Raw genomic sequence first — 19805 nt, 5'->3', positions numbered from 1 at the left:
GCGACCCTAATTGTTGAGAGAACTCCTGTGACGAGGGGATTTATCCCCGTTGGGCTGCGAAGCGGCCTCGCTTTAACAGGATAAGAAGCGACGACTGCTGCGCAGCCGAACGGGGATAAATCCCCTCGCCACAAAAGCTCAATCACATCGGGGTTAAAGTTCGCCTGGCCTTTCTCATGAATGTTCGGAATTGGCTTCATGACGCGATCCAGCTCAGTGCAAACAGGGTCTGGCCTGGCAGATCAAAGCTGACGCGTCCATCGCGGCAGGTGAACGGTGCGTCGCGGCTGCGGTTGTCGGTGCCGAAGTAGCGCAAGGCGCCGTTGTGCAGCGGGCACTTGGCGCCGCTCAGTTCCATGCGCTGCAGGCGTGTGCCCTTGTTCACCCCGAGCAAGCCACGCTGATCGTCGCCGGCCATCGCCAGCACATCGACTTCAAAGGAATCGTTTTCCAGCCACAGCACCTGATGCAGCCAATGCTGGGCGATAAACTGCTGCGCCAGGCCGACCGGTTTCAACTCGAAACGTTGTTCATCCGCCGAGACCCGCAGCATGCCCTTGGGATATTGCGGCTCATCGGCAGCCTGGAACCAGTTGAGCATGCTCAACAAGCCGTCCTGCGAGGCGTTGATCACCACCGACGCCCACCACAGCGAAGCGTAGTGGGTTTCCTGATCGTAGGGGCTGAGGCTGGAGCCGCTGGACATATTGGTCTGATCGAGCAGCAAGGCCTTGCGCGGCTGACCTTTGCTGTCGAGGCCAACCAGGTCGGCGGCGCGACGCACGCTGTCGCGATAAACGCGCGTGGCGAGCAGGTCGCGAATCATCCATTCGTGCCACGCCAGCGCATCGACCTGATCGCCTGATTCGCTAAGCAAGCGCCGCGCCCAGTCGATCCCGCGTTTATCCGCCGCGTTGTCGGCGAACGGCCCGTTGACCAGTCGCGAACTGGCCGGCATGGCAATGCGCACACCAGCCTTGGCATTCGCTGGATCGCTGCGCACCTGCCGAGCCATGCTGGCGAAAATCGCCTGATACTGCGCGTAGCTCGAATAGTTGAGATTCGGCTCATCGGCAAAACCAATGTAATGCGTGCCTTTGCCGCCCAGCGCTCGGGTGCTGGCCAGCCACGCATCGAGGCCGCTGTTGCTCTGCACATCGGCGCGCAGATCCGCCTGTCGCTGACTGCCGGCAAGCAAGGTGATGTCCTGTTTGATGCCGAAACGATCCTGATACACCTTTCGGAACGCGTCTTCGAAATGCGGGTTCTTCGCCGTCACATCGACAAAACTGTAGTAACTCGCAGCGGTCGGTTTCAGCGCGTCCAGCACGGCGTGACTGGCCGGCGGCGGCATCACGTAGGGCAGGGCGATGCCCAGATCCGGCGTGCGCCCGAGGACTTTGTCGTGCAGGGTCAAACGGGTGTGCCCGGCGTCTTCGCGCAGCGGCTTCAGTTGCTGCGGATTCTGCGCAAACAGGTTGGCCGTGCCATCCAGCCAGAACGCTGCTTTGCCGCTGCCTTGCAAACGCAGGCGCCAGACCTGTTCGCGCTCGCTGACGGGCAGGGCGACCTGATCGAACTGCCAATAAGCGCGATAAGGTTTCAGCGCCAGTGTCAGTTGTTGATCATCGCCAACGCGCTGCGCCTGCAAACCGCTGACGCCGCCATGAAACTTGCCGGCCAGCACTGCGTGCTCGCCCGCTGCGACTTTGAAATACAACTCGTCGCCATTGTGCGTATCGGCGCTGAAATGCACTTTCGCTGGGGCGAACAACGCCACCGTGCGCTCGTCATGTTCGACGCGGTAATTGCGGAAGCTGTAGCCGGGAATTTCCAGTCGATAACTCGCCGCGCCGGGCAACAACGGCCAGCTCTGACTGCCACGGGTTTCACTGGCTTTGATAAACCGATCACCCTGCAACTTGCCTTGGCCATCGAGCAAATACACATGTTCTTCATTGGCCTCAGCCTGCCACGCCGGTGTCCAGCGCACGGTTACCGTGTCCGGACGATCCGCTTGCAGATACAGGCTGCCGTCGCGAATCTCGCCCCAGCGCATCGACGCCGCAAAGGCGTCCAGCGACAGGCCGAGACCAAGCAGCAGGGCCAGGCCTTTCATGCGGTTTTCCGCCGTTGCAGCATCAGCCACATCGGTGTGACGTCGCGCGGCAGGATGATCAGGGTTTGCCAGAACGGCACGCCGCTCAAGCGGCAATAAAGCACCAGCATCGCCACCGTCACTGCCAGATACGCAATCGACGAAGCCGCCGCCGCGCCGACAATTCCGTACGCCGGAATCATCACCAGGTTCAGCGCCAGGTTCAGCAGCGCGCCCAAACCCATCAGCATCGACACCGTGCCGGGGCGATTTTTACCGAGCAAGTCCAGGCGCAAAATGCTTGCGTAGCACAGGCCCAACAGCCCCGGCAGCAATGCCAGCAGCGCCGGATAGGCCGGTTGATACACCGCACCAAACAGCGTGACGATCAGCCATTCGCCAATCACCGCCATGGTCAGGCACGCGCCGAGCATCACCGTCGCGGTCAGGCGCAGGGCCAGCGGCGTGACCTTGTCCATGCCTTCGTCCTGTTGCAGCAGGCGTTTCATCAGCGGCGTGGTTACCGCTTCCGGGACGATCAGCAGCAGTTCGGCGGCGGCGCTGGCCATTGCGTAATGACCAAGGGCGGTGCTGCCGAGCAGGGCGCCGATAAACAGATAATCCGAGCGCAATATCACCTGCTGGAACAGCAGATCCGGATGACTGCGCGCGCTATAGCGCAGCAGTTCTTTCTGGCTGGCGCGATCCCATTGCAGCTGTAACGGCTGCGCGCGTTTGAGCCAGACCCAACCGGCCAGCACCACCAGACTGATCCCGGCCAGCCAACTGATCAGCGCGGCTTCGAGGGCGGCGCTTTTCCACATCCAGAACAGCGCGAGAAACAGCAGCAGCGGCGCCAGCGATTCGACCAGACGCAAGGCATTGAACGCGACCACGCCACCCGAGGCGTTGTGCAACGTCAGCAAACCGCTTTTCAACACGGTGAGCGGCACCGCCAGCAGCAACAGCCAGGCGAGCAAACCGAGCTGCATCGTCACATCCAGTTCACTGCCGAATTCCCATACCAGCGCCACGACCAGCAAGGTCAGCAGCGCCGCCAGCAAACAGCCAAACACCAACACCTGACTCAGCAACAAACCCATCGGCCGCTGCTTGGCCGCCTGAAAACCCACCGCCGAATTGAGCCCGCCACTGGTGGCGGCGCTGATCAAGTCGGGCAGGGTGCTGAGCAGCGCAAACAAGCCGCGCTCACTTGGCCCGAGAATCCGCGCCAGCAGCACGTTGCGCAGCAAACGCAGGGCGATCATCGCCAGTTTGGTGCCCATGCTCAGCGCCAGATGTTTGAGGTAGGTGCCTCGGCTCATGGCCGCGCCCCGCGAAAAATCCGCCACGACAACAATTCCGGATTGCGCGCGGTGCGCTGACTGACGCCGAAACGCGGCAGGTTCAACGGTTCGCCTTCGCCGCGATAGATACCGGTGCCGGTGCCGAGCGCGAACGGATAATCGTGATTGGCAATCTGCTCGCGCACGCGTTCATCGTTGTCGCCGTTGGGGTAGCAATACACCGGCAGTGGCCGGTTGCAGCCGTTGTACAAGGCATTGCGGCTGCGGCTGATTTCTTCGTTCAGGCGCTGATCATCAAGGCCGGTGAGGATCGCATGACTGGCGCCGTGCGGGCCGAAACGCACCAGTCCCGAAGCTTCCAGCGCGCGGACTTGATGCCAGTCCAGCGCTTGCGGTTGCGATTCCGTTGGGCATTCGTCGGTGAGCTTTTCCAGCTCCTTCGGGTCAAGCGACTTCAGCCCTTGCAGGTAGTGCAGCAACGCCAGGCTGCGGCGATCGACATCAATGTCATCGAGCATCACCGGCAAGGGGTGATGCATCATTTGGAGGCACTCGATCAAATGCATCCGCGCCTTTTCGCCGTGGCTGCCCCACAGGGTTTCGCCGAGGCTTTCCCACCAGAAACGCTGACGGCTGCCAATGAAATCGGTGGAGAGGAAAATGCTCGCCGGTACCTGATGTTTTTGCAGCAGCGGGAACGCGTTGACCGCGTTGTCGCGCCAGCCATCGTCGAAGGTCAGCGCCACGCGTGGGCGCTCGGTGCGCAGCGAGTTGGGCTGAAGGATTTCCATCAGCGGCACACAATCGAAATGCTTGCGCAGCCACACCAGCAAATGCTCGAACGCCTTGGGCCCGACGCACAGTTCATTGCGGTGCGGCAGGTTGGCGGCGAGGTCGTTGGCCAGCACCCGGTGCAGCATCAAAATCACCCCGGCGCCGTGCAACTGGTTGCGGCCCATCGACGAGTTGAGATAGAGCCAGCCACTGGTGCGTTTTAGCAGTTGTTTGATCGCCATGGCTTCAGTCCTTTTAACGGTTCTGTTCGGGATTCCACTGGGCATACCGCTGACCGCGCAGGAACTGCCACAGGCCGAGACTCATCCCGGCGAGGGTGACCAGCAGAAACGCAGCGAGGCGGAAGGGTTTTGGCAAACGGTGTTGCGAATCCAGCAGCCCGGCAATCGCGATGGCGTAGCCGATCAGTTGCGCGATCAGGGCGAGGCGGTAGAAACCGTGTTCTTGCCACAGCCAGAAGTTGCTCAGCAGCAGTGGCAACAAGAGGATCGGCGCCAGTCGGCGGATCAGTTTGTGGCTGATCAGCGCAATCGAATACAGGCCATATTTCAGCGGATTGAGCAGCTCACGACGTTGCGCGAGGCTTTGCAAACCGCCGACGGTGACGCGCTGACGGCGCCGGAATTGTTTGTCTGCTTCATCGACACCGTGGTCGATCACTTGCGCTTCCGGCACATAGACGATGCGTTTGTGCGCGACCGGTGCGCAGGTGCTGATAAAGAAATCGTCGTTAACCTCGGCCGGCACGTTCTGGAACAACTCGCGGCGCAAGGCGAGCAGGGCGCCGTCGGCGGAAACCATGCAACCGGTGCGATTCTCGACCCGGCGCAACCAGCCTTCGTAATGCCGATAGAGGCTGTCGCCGACGCTCAAGCCGCCGCCGGTGACCGGAATGACCATGTGCCCGGCACAGCCGCCGACCTGCGGATCACTCAGCGGCGCAAGCAGATAACCGAGGGTTTCCCGGGACCATTGGTTATCGGCATCGGTGAACACCAGAATGTCGCCAGTGCTCAGCGCTACGCCAGCGTTCAGCGTCGCGGCTTTGCCCTGGCGCGGCAGGTCGAGGACGGTGATGCGCGGGTCAACGACTTTGTGTGCGCAGGCCACGGTGTCGTCGGTCGAACCGTCGCTGGCGAGAATGATTTGCAGGTTTGCTGGCTGATAGTCCTGCGCCAGCAACGTGCGCAACTTGTGCTCGATATGCCGCGCCTCGTTGTGCGCCGCAATCACGATGCTGACATTCAGCGGCGGCGCCGGGGTGTGCCGCCAGGCCGGAAACAGCGGCGCGACCAGCGTCAGCAGCAGCGGGTAGCCGACGTAGGCGTAGACCGGCAGCAACAGGCACATCCAGAAAATGAATTCAGCCACGGGCAGGCCTCCTGGCGTTCCAATGACACAGACTCAAAATGAACGCGGCGCCGGCCAGGTGCAGGCGCACCCAGTGCAGGCCCCACAGTTGCAGGGTCAGGCCGATATCGTGGTGTTTGGCGCTCTGGCGCAGACTGAGTACTAAACCCGGCAGACTGGTGATGGCGACCATGATCGCCGCGTGATGCGGGAAGCCATCAAGCAGCGCCGAAATCGCCAGAAAATCCAGCAACCATACGAACAGCGATAGCATCGGAAAACGCAGCAAGCGCAGGCTGAAACCGTGGGTACGCAGCAGTTGCAGATGACTGCCCTGACGCCACAATTCCTTGCCCATCCACTCGCGCCAATTCATCTCGTAACCCCAGTGCAAGGCGACGCTGTTGTTGATCGAGAGCAGGCGCGCGCCCTGTTCATGCAAGCGCAAAGTGAACTCCTTGTCCTCGCCGGTGCGCAGGGTTTCGTTGAAGCCACCGACCTTGTCGAACCAGCGCCGGCGCATCAACAGGTTTGCGCTGGGCAGCCAGTCGACGGCGTGCGAAGTCTGCGACGACACGCGCAAGGTGCGCCGCTGCCACGCGGTGGCGTACCACGGCGCCTCGGCGGGGGTGTGCAGATCCAGCGCAAAGACATCGGCCTGGCCGCTAGCTTCCAATTCGAACAGCGGCTTCAACCAGTCTTCCGGCATTTCAATGTCGGCATCGATAAACGCCAGCCATTCACCGCTGGCGACCGCGGTGCCGCGATTGCGCAACGCGCCGATCAACAAGCCCGGCAAGACCAATACCGTCGCGCCAAACTGGCGGGCGATGTGCGGGCCTTCATCGGTCGAACCGTTGTCGACCACGATCAGTTCGCAATCGATATTGGCGGCGAACGCAGCTTTCTGCGCGGCGAGCAAGGTGCGGCCAATGTGTCGCGCCTCGTTGAACATCGGAATGACGATGCTGATCCGGCTCATGCTCTGGCCTCCGTGGTCAGCGCTGCTTGGTCGGCTTTCAGACGCAGGACACTGGTCAGCGCGAGCATGATCCACACGTATTTCTGGTTCGGCGCGCTGAGGAACATCAGGAACAGCGTCAGCGACAGAAAACTCACACCGAGATGGGTCATCAGATCCGCCTGATACGCATCGCGGCGCAGCATCCACGCCGCCCGCGCGCGAATCAGGTTGTATAGACCGAGAGCAAGCATGCCGACAAACAACAGCCCGGCAGGCACCCCGAGTTCACTGAAAATCTCCAGATAGGTGTTGTGTGCGCGACGGTACAAGTCGCCGATTTTGCGGTTGGCGGAAAACGCCTTGGCGTAACCGGTGGTCGCGTAATGCAGCGGGAAGGTGCCGGGGCCGGAGCCGAGCAGCGGGTTCTCGCGGATCATCTGGCTGCCAACGACGATGTACGAAGCACGGCGACCGAGGGATTCGTCCTGCGCCTTGGAACCGGCGCTGAGAATACTCAAGGACTGGATGCGCGCCATGTAACCGGCCGGCATCGCGTAGATCGCCAGCGGAATCACAATGGCCGCGCCGAGCATGGCAAAACCCAAGTGCCGTGGACGAACGTGGGTCAGTTGCGAACGGTAGTGCCAGCAGCCGATCAACAAGCTCAGTGCCAACACCACCAGCCCGGAGCGCGATTCGGTTTTGGTCATGCCGCCCAGCAACAGCAGGCAGCAACCGCCCCAGAACAACCGGTGCAGCAGGTTCGGGCTACGTATCACCAGCAGCAAACCCATCGGCACCGCGAAGGCAATCAGCATGGCGAAAGCGTTGGGATCTTCGAGCAGGCCCGCCGCGCGGCCCTGATCCTGGAATTTGGCCGAGAACATCGCCATCGCGCAGGTGGTGCTGACGGCAAGGGTGACGAGTCGGGCGAACAGGTCGAGATTAAGGTCGCGACCGATCAACAGGGTAATGACAAACAGAATCAGGCCGACGCTGAGTTCACGCAGATGCCCTAGTGACATGCCCAGATCATCGGTGTTGAGCATGCTCAAAAAGTACAGAACCATGAACCAGATCAGGTAGCGCCAGATATTGCTGCGCAGGCGCTCCGAAGGAATCTGGTGCAGCGCCAGTTGCAGCATCAAAATCACTGCCAGCCCGGCACCGAGCAATTTACTCCCGGAAAACGAACTGTCCTTGAAGAAACCTTCGAACGGCACCAGTGCAGCAATGCCGAGCAGGCCCCAGGTCGGCTTGCGGTACAGCACCGCAAAACCGACCAGGCCGAGCACCACTCCCGGCGCCAGAAACGGATAAGGGCTGGCCAGCAAAGCGATGCAGACCAGACCGAGCAAACTGACGATCGAGAGCGGGAAAATCATGCGCGTGCCTCCCGTGCCGTGCGGATGTACAGCTGCGACCAGCGTTCGGCCAGGGCCTTGAGGTCGTAGCGATCCTGTTGCGTGCGTTTTGCGTTGTCGCGCAGCTGCCGGGCCAGTTTCGGCTCGCTCAGCAAGGTCTCGAGCTGACGGCTGAGGTCGGCGCAATCGGCCGGTGTCGCGAGTAAACCGTTGTGCCGGTGTTCCAGCACGTCGGGAATCCCGCCGACAGCGAACGCCACCACCGGCACCCCGGCCTGCATGGCTTCGAGCAAAATCATCGGGGTGCCTTCGGTGCGCGAGCTGATCACCAGTGCATCGAGTTGCTGCCACCACGGTTGCATCGCCGTCTGATAACCCGGCAAACGAATGCGTTGCTGCAACCCGGCGTTGTCGATCCGCGCCTGCAACGCCTCGCGTTCCGGGCCGTCGCCGAGCATCACCGCATCCAGTTGCGGATGTTGATGACACAGCGGAATCAGCGCGTCGAGAAACAGATCAGGGCCTTTCTCACTGCTCAGACGGCCAACGTAACCGGCCAGCCAGCGTTGCCGATCGGCATCCGGCACCATCGCCGCAGCCGCCGGCAAACCGTTGGGAATGACCTGCAATTTATCCGCGCGCACGCTGGCCTCACGGTGCAGCGTGGCGATGCTTTCCGCCACGCAGACGACCCGATCCACCGACGCCGTGCGGCACAGTTGCAGGCTGAGCCAGGTGTAAAACTTCTGCTTGCGGCTGCGCGGTGTGAAACCGTGTTGGGTGATGACCAACGGCAGGCGCAACAGCGTCGCGCCAACCCAACCGAACAACAGCCCTTTGAAATTGTGCGTATTGAGCAACGGTTTTTCCGCGCGACGCTGACGCAAGTGCTGCAGTAATTCCGCTAGTCCGGCACAACCGCGACAGTCGACCCCGGCCTCGCGAAAGCGCGCGATCAGTTCTGCTGGCGCGTCGAGGAACAGCACCTGATGCTGCCCCGGCGTCGCCAGACAATGATCCAGCAACATGCGCTCGGCCCCATAGAAACCGCTGCTGCTGAGCAAATGAATGATCGGCAGCGCGGTATTCGGGGCGGATGCGCTGCTCAATTGCGCACCCAGTGCAGGAAGCTTGGTACGGTCCAGTTCTTGTGCGGATTGCTCGGCAGCACGTTTTGGTCGTTGATCACCAACAGCACCGGAATGCCCAGCTCGTGGCTGATTTGCGCCGGGTGTTTGAAGCGGTGATCGAAGAACTCACGCACGTAGACGAAGGCAATCGCCAACAGCAACCCGGTGAGCATGCCGAATGGAATGATCAGGCCCGGTTTCGGGAACGCCGCTTCGGTCGGTTCGAACGGCGGGCTGAGCACCCGGGCGTTGGACAGGTCGTCGCTGAGCGAACGGGTGGTGCTGCTTTCGGCGAACCGCTGGGCGTAGGTTGAAAACGCGGCGTGCAGCGCATCGATCTCGGTGTCCATCTGCCGCAGCTTGCTCTGAGTCTGCTGCAACTCGTGGATGCGGTTCTTGAACTGGGCGATGCGCGCGGTTTTCTGATCGATCACCTGCTTGACCACCGCCAGATCGTTGGTGCGTTCCTGAATGCGGTTGCTCACCACTTTGAGGAACTGGCTACGGGTGCGGGCGATTTGCTCGCGGGTCAGCAGCATCGGCTCGCTGCCAGGCTGGAACACCGCCAGATCATTCATGTAGCGGCTGACCTGAGTGGTCAGTTGCTCGCCCATCTGTTTGATCTCCCGATCTTCGAACGCCACGTTGTCGACGGTGGTGGTGAAGGTGTAGGGGAAGGTGTAGTCGTTGAGCTTGTTAGTGCTCGCGGCCGCCAGTGCGGTTTTCAGGTATTCGAGCCAGCGCTGGCTCTGCAGCAGGCGATCCTGATACAGGTTCAGCGCCTGCTCTTCGGTGTTGATCGCGTTGAGGCGGAAGGTGATTTCTTCCTTCGGATCCGACGCGCCGACGCTTTCCAGCAAGGCCTGACGGTTACCTTCCAGGCCATCAAGACGCACTTGGTAGAGCTGCTTTTTCGATTCATAGAAGGACTGCGGCAAGTCGATCGATTGCAGCGCCTGACGGCTGACCAGATAGTTCTGCAAGAGGGCGGCGACAAACGTCGTGCCCTGATGCGGATCAGGGAAGCTGTAGATGATCGAGATCACGTTGGAACCTGGCAGCGTCTCGATTTTCAGGCTGTCGATGGCTTGCTGGGTCAGGGCGTCGAGCGCGGTGTCACGCACCGGATCGGTCTCCAGCCCGAGCATGTTGCGCACCGGGTTGATCACGTACTGGCGCAGCGGCGAACTGACGTAGCGCTTGAACGGATCGGCCACCAGTTTGCTGAACATGCCCGGCGAAGGCGTGTATTCGCCCTTGTCGCGCAGTTCGCTGATGGTCTGACGGATCAGCGCCGGCGAACGGAGGATATTGCTCTCGGTTTCCATGTCCGCCAGCGACGGCGGAATGAACGTGGCGTTGTCCACCGTCAGCGACGTGGTGGCGTCACCCTGGGAGAGTTTTTTCGACTGCACGATCACCTGCGCGGTGATATCGAAGCTCTGTTTGAGCAACAGCGGCAGGAGCAGGGCGATCACTGCAAAGATCAGGAAGACCCGTTTCACCAGTTGCTTGTTGGCGAAAAAGATCCTGAAGAACTCGTGCAGGTAGTTTTCCTTTGGATTCATGTCGGTCACCTGAGAGTTAGTTGCTGTCACTGTCTTTGTTGTCGACGCGGTAGCCGAAGCTGAACCCGACGCCCTGGAACAGCACCACGTCGGCCAGTTGACGGGCGAGTTCGCCGGCGCTGGCCAGTTTGGTTTTCGGCACGTAGAGCATGTCGTCCGGTTGCAGGTAGGCGATTTGCGGCGCCTCGCCCGACAGGGCCTTCTCGACGTCGTAACGCACGGCCTGCACCTGATTACCGTTGCGGCGCATGATCACCACCGAATCAAGGCGTGCCTTGACGTTGGTGCCACGAGCCAGGGTCAGCGCTTCAAGCACCGAGACCGGCCGGCGGATCGGGTAGGAACCCGGTTGGCCGACTTCGCCGAGCACATAGATTTCGTTGCCGGCGGTGGATTTCAGCAGCACGTCCACGGTCATCCGGCCCGGCAGTTGCGCGTACTTCTTGTTGAGGAAGGTTTCCAGTTGATTGACGGTCATGCCTTGCAGCGGCACAGCACCGATTTCCGGGAAACTCGCGTAGCCGTCAGTGCCGACGGTGATCTCGCGGCTCATGCCGGTGGCCGGATGGTTCAGCGCGCTTTTCAGATTCTGCTCATTGGTCAGCGGGCTGATGATCTGCACGGTCAACTGATTGCGGTTGGGCTGAAACAGTTGTTTGCGCTGATAGGCACGCTGGATTTCTTCGCGAGCCTGATCACTGGTCAGCCCGGCGATTTTCACCGAAGTGTTGGCGCCCGGCAGTTCGATGCTGCCATCGGGCAGCACCAGTTGATTGCCGTTGAGCTGGCTGGCGGCGGTGAAGTTCAGGCCGATCTGGTCACCCGACTGCACGCGGTAAGCGTCCGAGCCACTGGTGCTGATATGGAAGATTACGTCGAGCACATCCTGCGGGCGCAGGGTTTGCTCGATCTTCGGCATATCCGTCGCTTGGGCGTTGGCCGGCGCGGCGGTGAGGATATTCACCGGCATGTTTTGCGTTTCAGAATTGCTGGAGCAACCCGCAAGCGGCAGCAACAGCAGGACAAGCATTTTGGCGTTCATGGCGTCATCCTTCGCGGTTGCTTACAGGTTTTTGTAAAGCCATTTGGGCATGTAGTACTTGCGCCGGTTGAACACGCTGCCGACCACTTTCGCGCCAGCCTGCGTCAGCCGTTGCACGGCGGCCTGAGCGACTTCCCAGCGGGTGTCTTCAGCGCGAACCACAAACACCACGCCATCGACCTGAGTGCTGATCACCAGGGTGTCGGCGGCGGAATACACCGCGTCGCCATCGATCACCACGAAGCGATACTGGCTGCCCAGTTGATCAAGCAACGGGCTCAGACGCTCGGCGGTCAGGTGCTCCATGGTGCGGATCGGCCGGCCATTCGGCAGTACGTGGAACGGCAGGCTTGAGACCTGCACCACGCAGTCCTGCAACAGCGGCGGGTTGTCCGGGTTGAACAGCAAGTCACGCAGGCCGCGCTCTTTGCTCAGGTTCAGCTGCTGGGTCAGATTGCTCGCCGACTGGCTGGCGTCGACCAGCAGCACCTGGCCGCTGCTCATTTGCGCCAACTGGCTGGCCAGCGCCAACGCACTGGTGGTGGTGCCGGCGCCCGGGTTGGCGGCGGTCAGGAACAGGATCCGCAGATCAAGATCCAGCACGGTCGAGGTCAGGTTCGATTCGCTGGGGTTGGCAATGCTCAGGCTTTTGTTGGTTGAACCGTCCATTAGCTTGCTCCGTGGCCGCTGAATACTTTGAAGGGGGTTTTCAACAGAATCTTCAGATCAAGCAAAAGGCTCTGCTCGGCGATGTAGCTGAGGTCCAACTCAACGCGCTGGTCGAAGTCGATGTTGCTGCGCCCGGAGATCTGCCAGAGGCCGGTCATTCCGGGATAAATCGCCAGACGGGCGAGGTGACTGTCCTTGTAGCGATAGGCGTTGAACGAGGTCGGACGCGGGCCGACCAGGCGCATGTCGCCGGTCACTACATTGATCAGGTTGGGCAGTTCATCGAGGCTGGTGCGCCGCAGAAAACCGCCGATACCGGTGATGCGTGGATCCTGATCAATCTTGAAGTCGATGGCGTCGGCACCGTGCTTGTTCAGGTGGCGCAGCGACTCTTTCAATTCTTCGGCGTTGGCGACCATGGTGCGGAATTTGTACATGCCGAACTTGCGACCGCGATAACCGGTGCGTTTCTGCACGAACATCACCGGGCCTTTGCTGGAGTACTTGATGGCCAGCGCCAGCCCGAGCAGCAGCGGCGAAATCAGCAGCAGAATCATCAGCGCGCCGAGGCAGGCAACCACGCGGTTGGTGCGCGACAGTTGCCATGGGCGACCGCCGTCACGGCCGGTGAACCAGCCACGGCCCTGACGGTGAATCGCTGCATCGAGGCGCATTCGTTGTTCCGGATCCATGCGTTTATCACGCTGCAGTTGTTGGATCGGTACACCTTTTTCATGTCCAGTCATAAAGTCCTCCGCTGATGTTCAGCCGCGAGCGGCGCGTGGGCGATAGGCAGTCGGGTAGTAATCGCGAAACCATGCGATGAAGCGTCCAAGTCCTTCGTCCAGCTCTATGCGTGGCTGGAACCCGGTGGCCTGGGCCAGATCGCTGGCGTCGGCACAGGTGTTGAGCACGTCGCCCGGTTGCAGCGGCAACAGCTCGACAATGGCGTTCTGGCCGAGGTGTTTTTCCATCAGCGCCAGATAGGTTTTCAGCTCGACCGGGTGTTGCCCGCCGATGTTGAACAGTCGCCACGGCGCCATGCTGCTGGCCGGGTCAGGCTGCTCGCGATCCCACTGCGGTTGCGCTTGTGGTGGGCGATCGGTGAGGCGGGCAATGCTTTCGATGATGTCGTCGATGTAGGTGAAGTCGCGTTGATGCTCGCCGTAATTGAACAGCTTCAGCGGCTCGCCTTCGCTGATTGCCCGGGCGAACTGGATCGGCGACATGTCTGGCCGGCCCCAAGGGCCGTACACGGTGAAAAAGCGCAGGCCGGTACAGGGAATGCCGAATAGATGGCTGTAGCTGTGCGCCATCAGTTCATTGGCTTTTTTGGTGGCGGCGTACAGCGACAGCGGATGATTGACGCCGTCCTTCACGGAGTAGGGCGTGTGCTGGTTGGCGCCGTACACTGAACTCGACGAGGCGTAGATCAAGTGCTCGACCGGGTGATGCCGGCAGCTCTCCAGAATGTTGAGGAAACCATTGAGGTTGCTGTCCAGATACGCCCGTGGATTTTCCAGCGAATAACGCACCCCGGCCTGCGCCGCGAGGTGAATCACCACCTGCGGGCGTTCACGGACAAACAGCGCGTCGACGGCTGCGGCATCGGCCAGGTCAACCGTCGCGAGCTGGAAATCGCCGACCTGCTCGCGCACCCATTGCACGCGGTCGTGCTTGAGTTGCGGGTCGTAGTAGCTGTTGAAATTATCCAGGCCGACCACCGAGTGGCCGTCGCGCATCAGCCGCAATACGCAATGAGCGCCAATGAAACCGGCCGCACCGGTGACCAGCACCTTCATGGCCGTGGTCCTTCGGGCGCGATATGGCGCAGGCCGATGCCGCTGTAGTGCAGGCCGGCGGCGGCGACGTGTTCCGGGTTGTAGAGGTTGCGGCCATCGACGATGACTTTCGAGCGCAGCTTTTCGGCGAGCAATTCGAAATCGACCACGCGGAAGTTTTTCCACTCGGTGCAGATCACCAATGCATCGGCGTCTTCAAGGGTGTCGTCGCGGGTGGCGCACAGGTGCAGATCGTTGCGGTAGCCATAGAGGCGCCGGCATTCGGACATCGCTTCCGGGTCGTAGGCCTGCACGCTGGCGCCTTCGGCCCACAGTGCATCCATCAGATAACGGCTCGGGGCTTCGCGCATGTCATCGGTGTTCGGTTTGAACGCCAAACCCCAAATGGCGATGGACTTGCCGGCCAGGCCTTGCGGAAATTGCGCTTTGAGTTTGCTGAACAGGATGTGCCGCTGCAGGTCGTTGACGTCGGTGACGCTGCGCAGCAATTTCAGCGGCATGCCGTTGTGTTCGGCGGTGTGCAGCAGGGCGCGCAGATCCTTGGGAAAGCACGAGCCACCGAAGCCGCAGCCCGGATAGATGAAGTGGTAACCGATGCGCGGATCAGAACCGATGCCTTTGCGCACGGCTTCGATATCGGCACCGAGCAGTTCGGTGAGGTTGGCCAGTTCGTTCATGAAGCTGATACGCGTGGCGAGCATCGCGTTGGCGGCGTACTTGGTCAGCTCGGCGCTGCGGTTGTCCATGAACATCAATTTTTCGTGGTTGCGGCAGAACGGCGCGTACAACTCGCTCATCTGCTCGCGGGCCGCTTCGTCGCGGGTACCGACGATGATCCGGTCGGGGCGCATGCAATCGGCGAGGGCGCTGCCTTCCTTGAGGAACTCAGGGTTGGAGACCACGCGCACGTTCAAAGCGGTTTTGTCGCGTCGCTGCAGTTCACTGTTGGCTGCGGCGAGCACCTGATCCGCCGTGCCGACCGGCACCGTTGATTTGATGATCAGCGTACGATCGGCCTCCATGTGCGAGGCGATCTGGCGAGCGACATTGAGCACGTGGCTCAGGTCAGCAGAGCCATCCTCATCGGCCGGCGTGCCCACGGCGATGAAGATCAGCTCAGCATGTTCAACCGCATCACTGGCCTGGGTGCTGAACAATAAGCGCCCGGCTTTGATGTTTTCTTCCAGGGTGCTGGATAAACCCGGTTCACTAATCGGAGGAACTGCTTGTTGCAGTTGCTTGATTTTATTCGGATCAATATCCACGCATAAAACGCGGTGTCCAACATCGGCAAGTGCTGCTGCTTGTATCAGGCCAACATAGCCCGTACCAAATACGCTCACGTCCATATTGGCGTGCCTCGTAAGACGGTGGAAAGAGTTCGAAATGAGACTGTCAAAAGGGGTATAGCGCAGGGTGAGAAAAGCGTGTCAGCAAAATGACATGTTGCACCTGTATAACAGGCCCATTTTTGGGGGCGAATGGCCATCAAGTGCTTGCTATTGCTGGATTTGTCCCGTTCTTGACGCTTTTTTCACAATTCCATTAATGCGATAAACGGTCGCAGGCCGCGAAATTAGAGGCTTGCAGCAACTGGAGTGTGTCAGATTTGAGTCAACGTTTTTTTGACGCTTTAGGGAAAAGTCAGCCATTTCTTGCGCTTTGATGGCCGGGTGCTAGTGTCAGTTTTTGACCGACAAAACCTTGACCCTTTGCCGTTTCGAGTGACCGGAAAAGCCATGTTTCGATACCTGAAAGAACTGCTTTTAATTATTTATCTGCTGCTTTATTGCGAATATTACATTGAGCGGTTAAATGCTATCGGCCTCGGTTTTCCTGTACTTCTTTTTGGCGCGATGTTTTTGGCGCTTACTTTAGCGTTATATCTAACGGCCTATATACGCCAGACACTCATACGACATCTATTCGCATTGGCAATGTTTGCCTCGGCGGTATTTTTTGATGTGTATACCCGCGTTACCGCGGACTACCTGAACTACAGCAGCTTCGTCTCGCTGGTCTATTCCGGCGGCTTTATTCAGGAAGCGGCGTATCAGTACCGCGATGCGATCCTGCGTGGGGTGCTCAGTGGGCTGTTGTTACTGTTCGGCATCGGCCTCAAACCTCGGCATGCGCTGGTGGTGCCGAACGCCTTGCGCGTGGCCGCACCGATTTGTGGGGTTTTGCTGCTCAGCGCCGTGCTGTTTTTACGCGCGGGCGAGGGCGCCCGTGGCTTGCCGATCATGTACACGCCGCTGGCCTATCTGAACCTGTTTGCCTATGAGGCGCTGCACAACACCGTCGGCCCGCGTGAACCAGTGACGCTGGCGCGCGTCTCGCAACCGGTCGGCCATGACATCGTGCTGATCATCGACGAAAGCATCTCCGGCAATTATCTGGACATCAACGCGCCTTTTGGCGTGCACAGCAACCTCAAGCAGGCGCACGCTGGCGTCGACGTTTTCAATTACGGCTACGCCGCCTCCATCGCCAATTGCAGCGCCGACACCAACGTCACCCTGCGCTACGGCGGCACCCGCGCCGATTACATGCGCATCAACAGCACGCTGCCGTCGATCTGGCAGTACGCGAAAAAGGCCGGGCTACGCACGGTGTACATCGACGCCCAGCGCACGGGCGGCAATCTGCAGAACCTGATGACCGACACCGAGAAAAAGGACATCGACGAATTTGTGCAATTCGATAAAACCAGCGTGCGCGACCGCGACATGGCGGCAGCGGCGAAGCTGATCGAGCTGCTCAACGACGACAAAGCGGAGCTGGTGGTGATCAACAAGGTCGGCGCGCATTTTCCGGTGCACGACAAATACCCCGACGCATTCATGGCGTACCGCCCGACGTTACCGCGCGGTCAGTTCACTGAAGTGGCGGACACTGGTGAGCGCACCGGTTTCAATGGTCAGCCCGATGATTGGGTGCTGTACCGCAATGCCTACAAGAACACCGTGCTGTGGAACGTCGGCGAGTTTTTTGCGCGGGTGTTTGCGCAGGCCAATCTGAACAATGCGTTGCTGATTTATACGTCTGATCATGGCCAGGATTTGCATGAGCGCGGCAATCCCGGGTTGAACACCCATTGCGGTGGCGATCCCGTAGAGGAGGAGGGCTTGGTGCCGTTGGTGGTGATTCAGGGCAGCGATCTGAAAACGCTGGATTGGTCGGCGCAGTTGGAGGAGAACAAGGATCGCTCCAGCCACTACAACATTTTCCCGACGCTGTTGCAGTTGATGGGGTATGACCTGGCAGGGGTTGAGGCGGTGTATGGCAAGCCGCTGAGCGTGGCGACTGGCGATGAGTTCACGTTTAACTACCGGTTTAATGCGCGGTTAGGGGCGAAGCCGGAGTGGAAGCATATTGATTTGGGCAGCATTGTCACGCCGACACAGGCGCCGGCGAGTGTGGCGGCGGGGCAGCCCTCACGGTAAGGCTTCTGAGGTCTGCAGCCTTAAAAGATCGCAGCCTTCGGCAGCTCCTACAGGAGAGCGCATTTCCATGTAGGAGCTGCCGAAGGCTGCGATCTTTTGATCTGGCTTTTCAATTTTGCCAGCGAGCCCGATAAACCCCCGGCGCACACCCCAACCATCTCAAACACGCGCGGTTGAAACTCTGCACATCGCTATAACCCAACCGATCCGACACCTCGACCAGCTCCAGCTCTCCGGCCTGCAATAAATCCTCAGCCCTATACCGCCGATACTCATCCAGCAATTCGGAAAAACTCCAGCCCAACGCCTTCAAGCGTCGCGCCGCTGTGCGTTCGATCAAATGCTGCGCCGCACAAAAGTGCTTCCAGTCCGCCGCCGCGAGATCCTCGATCAGGTAATCGCTGAGCTGTTCCAGCAAGGTCGATTCACTGTTACGCCGCGTTTGCTCCAGCAACTCCACCAGCGTCTGTTCCAGCCCCTGATTGCCCGGCGTCAGCGCCGCGACAAACAGCTGTGGATCCAGCCGAATCGCCAGATAAGCCTGCTCGCCCAGCACCGGCGCCCGAAAGGCGCGCTCATGTTCCTCGCTAGTCGCCGAAAGCAGCGACACGCCCACAACAGGATCACGCCCCAAACCGCTGGCGAGCAATTTGCGCCGCAACATGCTGCACAGGCTGACCAGAATGTAATCGGCAATCGGCGCTGCTGCGCGCAGGCTGCCGGTTTCGACCAGACGCAATTCCACGCGGTCATCCTCACGCACAATCTGCGCGTGGAAATGGCCGTTGAAGAAAGGGAAGAACCGCACGAAATAAGCGCAGGCGCTATCCAGCGACACCGCGACATCGAACAGATAGGTCAGGCCATTGGTGGCCGTCGAGACAAAGCGCCGTCCCGCCGCCAGACCGATCAGCGGGTCGCCGGTCTGCTCCAGCGCGAACGCCCAGAAGCGTCGCGACAGCACCAGCGGAATGCGCATGAACGGCGTGCGCAAATCGAACAGGCTGCGATGAAATTGCGCTTCGATGGCGTCCTGCGGGATGCCGCGCGCAAGCAGTTCTTCGATGGCCGGCAGCAGGGTCGGCGCGTAAAAGGCGTTGGCGGGCGGCTGATTGATTTTTGTCATGTAGGGCTCACCGCTTGATTCGGGACACTGGTTAGGCTGGCCGACGTTAAGCGATTTGCCGGAGCAAGACCATGCTTGATTTACGCCAGCTCGACCTCAACCTGTTGCTCGCCTTCGACGCGATCTACCAACAGCGCAGCGTCACCCGCGCCGCCGATGTGATGAGCCTGTCGCAACCGGCGATGAGCAATGCGCTGCGGCGCCTGCGTGAATTGTGCGGCGATCCGCTGTTTATCAAGAGTCGCTTAGGCGTGACGCCGACACTGGTCGCGCATCGGCTGGCGGACTATGTACGCGCGGCACTTGAGTCTTTGCGTGATGGGTTGCGGATGATCCCGGCGGCGCGGCAGACCAATCCGTTGCTGCGCATCAGTTGCCTGGATTGCCTGCAACCGGTGCTGCTGGATGCGCTGCTTGAAGCGCCGCATGCCGATTGGCAAGTGCGCTATTTCCAGCCGCGCCGGCGTGATGCGTTGCAGGAACTGGCCAGTGGCAAGCTGGATATTCTGATCGACATTGATCAGCCGTTGGCCGGGTTGAGCGGCTTGCATAAACGCACGTTGGCGGCGGATCACTATGTGTTTGCTTACGGTGCTGCGTTGAAAGAGCCGCCGCGCACTTTGCAGGCATATTTGCAGCAGCCGCAGATTCAGGTCTCGAGTCGTAGGGACGGCTTGAGTCCGGTGGATTTGCAACTGGGGCTTAAAGGACTGCGCCGTACGATCGCGGTGACCACACAAAGTACCCTGGCGGCGAAGCTGATTGCTGATCGTCAACCGTTTGGCTTGAGTTTGCCAAGTCGGGTCGCCAGCGCATTGGGTTTGCAGCAAGCGCCGCTGCCGCTGGAGGATGCGGTGGAGCTGAAACTGGCGCTGTACATCGAAGCGCGATACCGCTTCGAGCGCAGTCGCGAAGAGGCCATGCATTGTTTGCTCAATGCCCTCGGCGAGACCCAGCAAATCCCCGCGAAAACCCAGCACTTGTGGGAGCGCGCGGGCTCGCGGTAGTGAGCCAGCCTCCAGTTTTCTTAATGCAAAAATGCGATCAACCTGTGGGAGCGAGCCTGCTCGCGAAAGCGGTATGTCTGGCAGCGCGAGGTTGAATGTGCCGGCCTCTTCGCGAGCAGGCTCGCTCCCACATTCTC

At 60.3% G+C, this 19805-nt stretch carries 16 protein-coding genes; 2 read left to right on the top strand and 14 right to left on the bottom strand.

Features of this window, described 5'->3' with window-relative positions:
* Positions 1 to 196: 196 nt before the first annotated feature.
* From ACIOMO_RS06690 to ACIOMO_RS06630, 13 genes are read right to left on the bottom strand one after another with little or no spacing between them, the layout of a single operon-like run.
* Complete coding sequence (locus ACIOMO_RS06690) at positions 197 to 2119, bottom strand: hypothetical protein (RefSeq protein WP_401239206.1); 1923 nt, start codon at positions 2117 to 2119, stop codon at positions 197 to 199.
* Positions 2116 to 3423: a lipopolysaccharide biosynthesis protein gene (locus ACIOMO_RS06685; RefSeq protein WP_401239203.1), complete on the bottom strand. Its 1308-nt coding sequence runs from the start codon at positions 3421 to 3423 to the stop codon at positions 2116 to 2118. Before ACIOMO_RS06685 ends, ACIOMO_RS06690 begins: the two co-directional genes overlap by 4 nt.
* Entirely contained in the window at positions 3420 to 4421 is a 1002-nt protein-coding gene (locus ACIOMO_RS06680) for a polysaccharide deacetylase family protein (protein WP_401239201.1), read from the bottom strand. Before ACIOMO_RS06680 ends, ACIOMO_RS06685 begins: the two co-directional genes overlap by 4 nt.
* A 13-nt stretch (positions 4422 to 4434) precedes the next feature.
* Entirely contained in the window at positions 4435 to 5571 is a 1137-nt protein-coding gene (locus ACIOMO_RS06675; protein ID WP_401239198.1) for a glycosyltransferase, read from the bottom strand.
* On the bottom strand, positions 5564 to 6532 hold the full coding sequence (locus tag ACIOMO_RS06670; RefSeq protein ID WP_401239196.1) for a glycosyltransferase: 969 nt from the start codon (positions 6530 to 6532) through the stop codon (positions 5564 to 5566). Before ACIOMO_RS06670 ends, ACIOMO_RS06675 begins: the two co-directional genes overlap by 8 nt.
* Positions 6529 to 7899: an O-antigen ligase family protein gene (locus ACIOMO_RS06665; protein WP_401239193.1), complete on the bottom strand. Its 1371-nt coding sequence runs from the start codon at positions 7897 to 7899 to the stop codon at positions 6529 to 6531. Before ACIOMO_RS06665 ends, ACIOMO_RS06670 begins: the two co-directional genes overlap by 4 nt.
* Complete coding sequence (locus ACIOMO_RS06660) at positions 7896 to 8987, bottom strand: glycosyltransferase family 4 protein (RefSeq protein WP_401239190.1); 1092 nt, start codon at positions 8985 to 8987, stop codon at positions 7896 to 7898. Before ACIOMO_RS06660 ends, ACIOMO_RS06665 begins: the two co-directional genes overlap by 4 nt.
* Positions 8984 to 10576: a Wzz/FepE/Etk N-terminal domain-containing protein gene (locus ACIOMO_RS06655; protein ID WP_053119136.1), complete on the bottom strand. Its 1593-nt coding sequence runs from the start codon at positions 10574 to 10576 to the stop codon at positions 8984 to 8986. Before ACIOMO_RS06655 ends, ACIOMO_RS06660 begins: the two co-directional genes overlap by 4 nt.
* Before the next feature lie 16 nt (positions 10577 to 10592).
* Positions 10593 to 11618: a polysaccharide biosynthesis/export family protein gene (locus ACIOMO_RS06650; RefSeq protein WP_053119138.1), complete on the bottom strand. Its 1026-nt coding sequence runs from the start codon at positions 11616 to 11618 to the stop codon at positions 10593 to 10595.
* Positions 11619 to 11639: 21 nt separating this feature from the next.
* Positions 11640 to 12287: a CpsD/CapB family tyrosine-protein kinase gene (locus ACIOMO_RS06645; protein ID WP_008084477.1), complete on the bottom strand. Its 648-nt coding sequence runs from the start codon at positions 12285 to 12287 to the stop codon at positions 11640 to 11642.
* Positions 12287 to 13033, bottom strand: coding sequence for a sugar transferase (locus ACIOMO_RS06640; protein ID WP_053119140.1), 747 nt, complete (start codon positions 13031 to 13033; stop codon positions 12287 to 12289). The genes ACIOMO_RS06645 and ACIOMO_RS06640 overlap by 1 nt, the downstream gene beginning before the upstream one ends.
* Before the next feature lie 18 nt (positions 13034 to 13051).
* A complete protein-coding gene (locus tag ACIOMO_RS06635) occupies positions 13052 to 14089 on the bottom strand; it encodes an NAD-dependent epimerase/dehydratase family protein (RefSeq protein WP_401239185.1) in 1038 nt (345 codons plus the stop codon).
* On the bottom strand, positions 14086 to 15438 hold the full coding sequence (locus ACIOMO_RS06630) for a UDP-glucose dehydrogenase family protein (RefSeq protein ID WP_401239182.1): 1353 nt from the start codon (positions 15436 to 15438) through the stop codon (positions 14086 to 14088). The genes ACIOMO_RS06635 and ACIOMO_RS06630 overlap by 4 nt, the downstream gene beginning before the upstream one ends.
* Positions 15439 to 15828: 390 nt before the next feature.
* Here ACIOMO_RS06630 and ACIOMO_RS06625 point away from each other — a divergent pair, with 390 nt between their 5' ends.
* Positions 15829 to 17535, top strand: a complete 1707-nt coding sequence (locus ACIOMO_RS06625) for a sulfatase-like hydrolase/transferase (RefSeq protein ID WP_401239179.1) — start codon at positions 15829 to 15831, stop codon at positions 17533 to 17535.
* A gap of 109 nt (positions 17536 to 17644) precedes the next feature.
* On the opposite strand, the gene ACIOMO_RS06620 is transcribed toward ACIOMO_RS06625, so the two are convergent.
* Positions 17645 to 18661, bottom strand: a complete 1017-nt coding sequence (locus tag ACIOMO_RS06620) for a helix-turn-helix domain-containing protein (RefSeq protein WP_401239176.1) — start codon at positions 18659 to 18661, stop codon at positions 17645 to 17647.
* A gap of 71 nt (positions 18662 to 18732) precedes the next feature.
* Here ACIOMO_RS06620 and ACIOMO_RS06615 point away from each other — a divergent pair, with 71 nt between their 5' ends.
* Positions 18733 to 19668, top strand: a complete 936-nt coding sequence (locus ACIOMO_RS06615) for a LysR family transcriptional regulator (protein ID WP_400646226.1) — start codon at positions 18733 to 18735, stop codon at positions 19666 to 19668.
* The last annotated feature ends 137 nt before the right edge of the window (positions 19669 to 19805 follow it).

Source organism: Pseudomonas sp. NPDC087804, assembly GCF_044742965.1.
Classification (GTDB): domain Bacteria; phylum Pseudomonadota; class Gammaproteobacteria; order Pseudomonadales; family Pseudomonadaceae; genus Aquipseudomonas; species Aquipseudomonas rustica.
The sequence above is the reverse complement of the archived record's forward strand: the minus strand, read 5'-3'. Positions and strand labels throughout refer to the sequence as shown.

Bases quoted from the DNA above. Each gene is read 5' to 3' on its own strand.
- ACIOMO_RS06690 (WP_401239206.1), bottom strand. From the start codon at position 2,119: ATGAAAGGCCTGGCCCTGCTGCTTGGTCTCGGCCTGTCGCTGGACGCC.
- ACIOMO_RS06685 (WP_401239203.1), bottom strand. From the start codon at position 3,423: ATGAGCCGAGGCACCTACCTCAAACATCTGGCGCTGAGCATGGGCACC.
- ACIOMO_RS06680 (WP_401239201.1), bottom strand. From the start codon at position 4,421: ATGGCGATCAAACAACTGCTAAAACGCACCAGTGGCTGGCTCTATCTC.
- ACIOMO_RS06670 (WP_401239196.1), bottom strand. From the start codon at position 6,532: ATGAGCCGGATCAGCATCGTCATTCCGATGTTCAACGAGGCGCGACAC.
- ACIOMO_RS06665 (WP_401239193.1), bottom strand. From the start codon at position 7,899: ATGATTTTCCCGCTCTCGATCGTCAGTTTGCTCGGTCTGGTCTGCATC.
- ACIOMO_RS06655 (WP_053119136.1), bottom strand. From the start codon at position 10,576: ATGAATCCAAAGGAAAACTACCTGCACGAGTTCTTCAGGATCTTTTTC.
- ACIOMO_RS06650 (WP_053119138.1), bottom strand. From the start codon at position 11,618: ATGAACGCCAAAATGCTTGTCCTGCTGTTGCTGCCGCTTGCGGGTTGC.
- ACIOMO_RS06645 (WP_008084477.1), bottom strand. From the start codon at position 12,287: ATGGACGGTTCAACCAACAAAAGCCTGAGCATTGCCAACCCCAGCGAA.
- ACIOMO_RS06640 (WP_053119140.1), bottom strand. From the start codon at position 13,033: ATGACTGGACATGAAAAAGGTGTACCGATCCAACAACTGCAGCGTGAT.
- ACIOMO_RS06635 (WP_401239185.1), bottom strand. From the start codon at position 14,089: ATGAAGGTGCTGGTCACCGGTGCGGCCGGTTTCATTGGCGCTCATTGC.
- ACIOMO_RS06630 (WP_401239182.1), bottom strand. From the start codon at position 15,438: ATGGACGTGAGCGTATTTGGTACGGGCTATGTTGGCCTGATACAAGCA.
- ACIOMO_RS06625 (WP_401239179.1), top strand. From the start codon at position 15,829: ATGTTTCGATACCTGAAAGAACTGCTTTTAATTATTTATCTGCTGCTT.
- ACIOMO_RS06620 (WP_401239176.1), bottom strand. From the start codon at position 18,661: ATGACAAAAATCAATCAGCCGCCCGCCAACGCCTTTTACGCGCCGACC.
- ACIOMO_RS06615 (WP_400646226.1), top strand. From the start codon at position 18,733: ATGCTTGATTTACGCCAGCTCGACCTCAACCTGTTGCTCGCCTTCGAC.